Origin of the sequence: Methylobacterium sp. WL12 (assembly GCF_008039475.1) — a bacterium.
Classification (GTDB): Bacteria; Pseudomonadota; Alphaproteobacteria; order Rhizobiales; family Beijerinckiaceae; genus Methylobacterium; species Methylobacterium cerastii.
This window is the reverse complement of the sequence record NZ_VRUW01000153.1, coordinates 1-5,159: the sequence shown is the minus strand read 5'-3', so window position 1 is coordinate 5,159 and position 5,159 is coordinate 1. Positions and strand designations below refer to the sequence as shown.

Annotated in this window: 6 protein-coding genes; 2 read left to right on the top strand and 4 right to left on the bottom strand. The window is 71.1% G+C overall.

The features are described 5' to 3' along the window. The 4 genes from FV226_RS26675 to FV226_RS26660 form a co-directional block, all read right to left on the bottom strand. The coding region (locus tag FV226_RS26675) for a hypothetical protein (RefSeq protein WP_147765296.1) at window positions 1–273 on the bottom strand (273 nt) is incomplete at its 3' end. Then, window positions 270–395: a hypothetical protein gene (locus FV226_RS29040; protein ID WP_281406060.1), complete on the bottom strand. Its 126-nt coding sequence runs from the start codon at window positions 393–395 to the stop codon at window positions 270–272. The genes FV226_RS26675 and FV226_RS29040, both read right to left, overlap by 4 nt. Before the next feature lie 318 nt (window positions 396–713). Then, the gene (locus tag FV226_RS26665; RefSeq protein ID WP_147765295.1) at window positions 714–992 is read right to left on the bottom strand and encodes a hypothetical protein; all 279 of its coding nucleotides are present in this window, start codon (window positions 990–992) and stop codon (window positions 714–716) included. Beyond that, the gene (locus FV226_RS26660) at window positions 989–1,360 is read right to left on the bottom strand and encodes a hypothetical protein (protein WP_147765294.1); all 372 of its coding nucleotides are present in this window, start codon (window positions 1,358–1,360) and stop codon (window positions 989–991) included. The genes FV226_RS26665 and FV226_RS26660 overlap by 4 nt, the downstream gene beginning before the upstream one ends. Window positions 1,361–1,995: 635 nt before the next feature. Here FV226_RS26660 and FV226_RS26655 point away from each other — a divergent pair. Both FV226_RS26655 and FV226_RS26650 read left to right on the top strand, forming a co-directional pair. Beyond that, on the top strand, window positions 1,996–3,939 hold the full coding sequence (locus tag FV226_RS26655) for a hypothetical protein (RefSeq protein ID WP_147765293.1): 1,944 nt from the start codon (window positions 1,996–1,998) through the stop codon (window positions 3,937–3,939). Between the two features lie 170 nt (window positions 3,940–4,109). After that, window positions 4,110–5,036 carry a hypothetical protein gene (locus FV226_RS26650; RefSeq protein WP_147765292.1) on the top strand — a complete coding sequence of 309 codons (927 nt, stop codon included), beginning with the start codon at window positions 4,110–4,112 and terminating at the stop codon, window positions 5,034–5,036. Window positions 5,037–5,159: the final 123 nt, after the last annotated feature.

Genomic DNA, 5,159 nt, shown 5'->3' with positions numbered 1-5,159 from the left:
GGGCGGGAAGGCCTTGCGCAGGTTCTCGCCGAGGTCGTTCATCGCCCGCGTCAGGTCGGTGCCGGTCCGGATCAGGGTGAAGCCGAGGTCCCGGTCCACGGGGTCGAGGGCGAGCCGCGGCGGGCCGATGACCAGCTCGGGCGGCCGGCGTGCCTCCTTGATCCGGGAGACGACGTAGGTGCCGAGCGCCAGGAAGGCGCCGCCGAGCAGCGTGCCCGCGGTCTTCACGTACTCGGCCGGAAGGGTGACGATCGAGGAGAGCAGGTCGATCACGCGGCGGCCCTCCGGACGATGGACGCCCGCTGGTCGTTGCGGCCTTGCTCCCAGATCGCCCGGAACGCGCAGTAGGTGTCGACGAGGCAGAGGATCCCGTAGGCGCCGCAGCCCGTGTTCACGCCGGGGTAGCCGTCGTGCCAGAGCAGCGAGGTGATCCAGGCCCAGAGCGCGGCGCCGGCGGTCGCGGTGGCGAAGCGGAGGGCGGGGCTGCTTCGAGCCGTTCACCCAAAGGCTGACCATCCGGACGACCGCGATGCCGAGCAGCGCGGCCCCCCAGGTCCCCTCCGGCGCGATGGCCGAGAACGGTCCGAACGTGGGACGCGAGAACGTGGCGCCCGGCAGCAGCAGCGCCACCGCGACGCCGAACAGGATCATGGCGCCGACCCACTCGGCCTCGCGCCTCTGGTGCTGTCCCCGGAAGGGAAGGCCGCCCCTATTCATCGACCGCTCCCCTTGGTGGAGGGCGCCGCGACCTCGTCGGCCTCGGGCTCGGGAGCCGGCTCCAGCTCGGGGGCGGGCGTGGGAATCGTGGAGGGCGCCACCTCGGCCGGGGCCGGCGCGTCGACGAGGTCGGCATGGCGGACGATGCCGGCCTGGCCGCAGCGGCCGCACTGGACCTCGGACCAGTCCATCCCCGGGGCCAGCAGCGGCCGGATCCCGGATCGGCATGCCCCGGCGTCCGGGCATGCCGCGAAGGTGAAGGGGCGCTCGGTCACGATGCGTGCTCCATGTCGAGGACGCATCGGGCCCGGGCCGGCGCAGGCTCCGGGGTCGTCGGCTTCACCTTGCCGGCCCGCGCGAGGACGGTGACCACCTTCCCCTCGACGAGGCGGAAGCGCAGTGCCTCGGGGAAGGCGATGCAGTCGCCGGAGGTCCGGCCCGTCGCCATGATGACCCCGCCGACGTCGGCGATGCGGGCCCGGATCCGGGCCGTGTCGACCCGGCGATCCTTGAGCATCCGGACCGCGACGCGGTCGTCGGTCACCGTCTCTTCGACGGTCTCGCCTAGGAACCGCTCGGCGTACCGGCGGACGGCGTGGTCGGTGGCATGGGCGCGGGGGCCGCGAGGCGTGATGTGCGTCATGCCCCCAAGCCTCCGGCCGCGGGCACAATTCGGATAGGGGGTCAGACCGAGGTCGTGGTGCCGGCGGTCCCGCCGCGAGGGAACCGAATCGGTTCATCGATTCGCGGCGCCGATGCCCGAACGGGGCGTCAAGGCGCCAGCGCAGCCCCTCCACAACCAGACCGTCAGCGCATGGCTAGACCCCCTAGGCCCATGCCGGTCCCATGACCCATGCGTTGGCTCCCATGAAGCCCCATGACCGGCCCATGCGGATCGGCCTGCACAACCTAAAGTGAGACGACCCGCAGGTTTGCGTCGACCCGGAACGTCCGATGTCGCACCCCTGCCGCATAGGAAACGGCCGTCGCACTGTCCGCACCGATAGCCGGCCGAACCTCCAGAGGGGCTGTGGATCGTTTCCAGCCATGATCGCCCATGACCCTGTCGCTCGGCTGGGTGGGTAGCGCGCGACATGCCTCATGGGCCGTTATGGCTGGAAATCGTTTTTCATGGGATCAACCTGAGGTGGTGGATTTGGCCTGAAACCGGGTCATCGGCCTCGGTGTGCGGTCGGCCTTTGGAGATGCTGGACCCGGGGCTAGCTTTCCCGGGCGTGCGGTCGTGATGCCCCGCGCGCCCACTCCGCGCCGAGCCCGATGTCCCCTTCGAACAGCCCCGTTCCCGCCGCCACCCATGCCCTCTCCGCCTCGTCGCGGATGGCCATGAAGCGCGCCCACCTGCACTTTCTCCACGGCACATCCGGCGGCGGCCAGGTCTGCCTCTCGCGCGAAGCGCCCGAGCTCAAGGCCGGGTGGGAGGACACGCTGGTCTGGCAGATGCGCGCCGCCGACAGCCCGGCGCTGCTCGATGCCATGTACGTCGGCATGAACGCGTTCCGCTTCCGCCGCGGCGCCGACTGCCTGTTCAGGGTCGGCCACATGTGGATGGACTTCGACTTCCGCACGCCGGACGCCGCCGGCGTCCGCCTGCCCTACGCCCACCTAGACGAGGAGGCGGTCGTCCACATGCTGCTCGCCGCCTTCGAGGCCTGCGGGATTCCGATGCCGTCCTTCTTCACAGCGAGCGGCAACGGCCTGCACGCCGTATGGATCTGCGACAGGCTTCAGGCCTCGGCTCAGCGCAAGGTCGCCAAGGCGATGAACTCGCTGTACGGCCCGGTCCTCCGCCCCGACGGCACGTGCCCGGTCCGTCGCCGGCGCGATGCCGTGCGCGACCGCCACGAGGCGCGCATGCTCCCCCTGTGGCAGCTGGCGCGCGACCTCGGCCTCGACCGTGGCGCCCGGGATGCCGCGCGCGTCCTAAGGCTGTGGGGGTCGGTCAACCAGAAGAACGGCACGGTCTGTAGGATGGCGTGGCCGTCCTCGATCGGGGACGTCGTCCGCCACGAGTTCAACGTGCTGAGCGATGCGGTCATGCCGCTCACCCGTCACGAGCTCAAGGCGATCCTCGACGAGCGGGCCGCATGGCGCGAGGCCAACGCCGAGGCAGCGGCGGCCTACGCAGCCAAGAAGCGTCGCGTCCCGGTCAGCCGGTGGGCGAGGATCGCGGCGGACCTGCTGCGCCTGTGCGAGATCCGGGGCGGCGTGTTCCCGAAGACCCGTCACCTGTGGATCTTCCTTACCGCGAACGCCCGCGCGCACGCGTACGGGGGAGACAAGACCGAGTGGGCTGGCGAGCTCGGCGCCATGGTGGGCCTGACCGAGGCGTCCGCCCTGTCGTGCCTCGGGACCCTCGACAAGCGCGCGCAGCGTCACCAAGCCGGCGAGAAGGAAGAGTACGGCGGCAAGCCCTGCTCGCCGCTCTACCACTACAGCGCCGCCCGGATGGTGGACGACCTGTCCATCACCGATGCCGAAGGCGAGCTGATGTCCGTGCTGGTGCCGGGCGGCTCGGTCGACCGCACGAACGCGGAGCGACAGGCTGACAAGCGCGAGCGTGACGGTTGCACGAAGCGGTCCGACCAGGTCGCCGCGCGCATCGAGGACGGGCGCCGGGCCATCGCCATGAAGGCCGAGGGCAAGACCATGGCGCAGATCTGCACCGCCATCCCCGGGCGCGGCGAGACGTCTCTGCGGAAGGCGATGCGCGAGGCTGCCGAGGCTTCGGTCGAGACAGTCGTGGCGACCACCGAAACCGTCACGGATTCGAACGCGCGGGGGGTGCACGTTCCGTCACGTGATATCGGGCCTCTGGCTTCTCCTGCCCCTGCCCGGACCCCCTCGGCCCGGTCCGAGCTTGCCGATCCCGTCTCGTCGCCCCGCCTGTACGACCGTCCCAGGGTCCGCCGCGTCCACAACGACCTGACGACGTACCACTACGGCCCCGACACCGGCCTCATCGTCACCCGCGGCCCGCTCGGCTACTGGATAGCCCTGACGCTCGACGGGCAGTCCGCCGAGGTCCCCGCCGATTTCCTCGCCAACCGCAAGGCCGCCAAGGCCGCCCGGCAAGCGCGTCCCACGGCCTCCGCCAGCGTCGCCCGTCGTTCCTCGGCCCGCACCGCCATCGCCCGTCCCACGGCCTCCAGGGCGCCCTCCCTGACCGCCGACGAGTATCGTCGCATCTCGCAGGGGTCGTGACCGTCGCCCTTGTAGGACGCGTCCTGTCGTCCTAGGATCCTGTCACCTCGGCGCGAGGTACGTGCATCACACGTGGTAGGGCTCCCTCCGGCGACGGACGGGGGCCCTCCGTGTTTCAGGGCCATGGCGTGACGCTGCCCGGGCCACGCCCCCCGTGCCACCATCGCGGCATGGCTAGAGCAGGCGAACGCTGGACCGGACGTGGCCTCGACGGCGTCGAGCTCACCGTCGACATCGCATCACAGATCGAGGCATGGCGCGACCGCTACGCCTCGACCGTCGGCATGGCCAAGTACCGACGCGCCGCGGCGTGGGCGACCGACGAGACGGCCAAGAAGGCCGTCCTCGGGATCCGCCAGCAGTTCCACAAGACGCTCAAGCGGAACTCGCCATGGACGCAGTCGGCGGTCTCGTACGCGCGTGCCGACAAGGCGGCGCTGAACGGCATCGAGGCCGGGACGCGCTCGATGGACCAGGTCTTCGCGAAGGTGTTCGTGAAGCCGAACCAGAGCACTTACCTCAAGTACCTGTTCGGCATGGGCGACAACGTGCGCCTCCCCGGCGACGTCGGCCTGGCGCAGGACAAGATCCTGATCCCGTGGTGGCAGAACATCACGATGACCCAGGGCGTCCGGCCCACGGCCGACGGCGGCGTCCCCCGCGGCTTCCTCGCCCGCCTCAACCGGGAGGCCGAGGGGAAGCGATCGAAGCGATCGGCCGCGTCCGGACGGTGGGGCGTCTACAAGGGCACGATCCGCCTCCACGGTCAGCCCAGGCTCGCCTACATCGCCCGGCCGCCCCGCGTGCCCGTCGCCATCCCCGACACGATCGACCAGGCATGGGAAGGCCGCGAGAGGGTCATCACCACGGCGGCCGGGCACCTGAAGCAGGTCGGCCGCCGCATGCGTGACATCGACCATCCCCGCATCCTGTTCCTCGCCGTCGACCGGGCGACGTACCGGCCGACGCTGCAGGAGCCGTGGGACCTGGCGTGCCGGGCCGCGGCCGCCGGGATCGGCATGACGATGGCGAGGCAGCTCGCCGACAACATCGAGCACGCCCGCAAGCGTCAGCAGGGCAGGGCCATGGCGGCGTGACCTGGATCGGGACACGCCGGCCCGGCCACCCTCGGACCTCAGCATCGAGGCGAGGGCGAGGGCGTGGTTCAGGCCGGACGAGGAGAGCCCAGCTCCCGGGGGGGCGCCGAAGCACCCCGGAGG

Bases quoted from the DNA above. Each gene is read 5' to 3' on its own strand.
- FV226_RS26660 (WP_147765294.1), bottom strand. From the start codon at position 1,360: ATGACGCACATCACGCCTCGCGGCCCCCGCGCCCATGCCACCGACCAC.
- FV226_RS26655 (WP_147765293.1), top strand. From the start codon at position 1,996: ATGTCCCCTTCGAACAGCCCCGTTCCCGCCGCCACCCATGCCCTCTCC.
- FV226_RS26650 (WP_147765292.1), top strand. From the start codon at position 4,110: ATGGCTAGAGCAGGCGAACGCTGGACCGGACGTGGCCTCGACGGCGTC.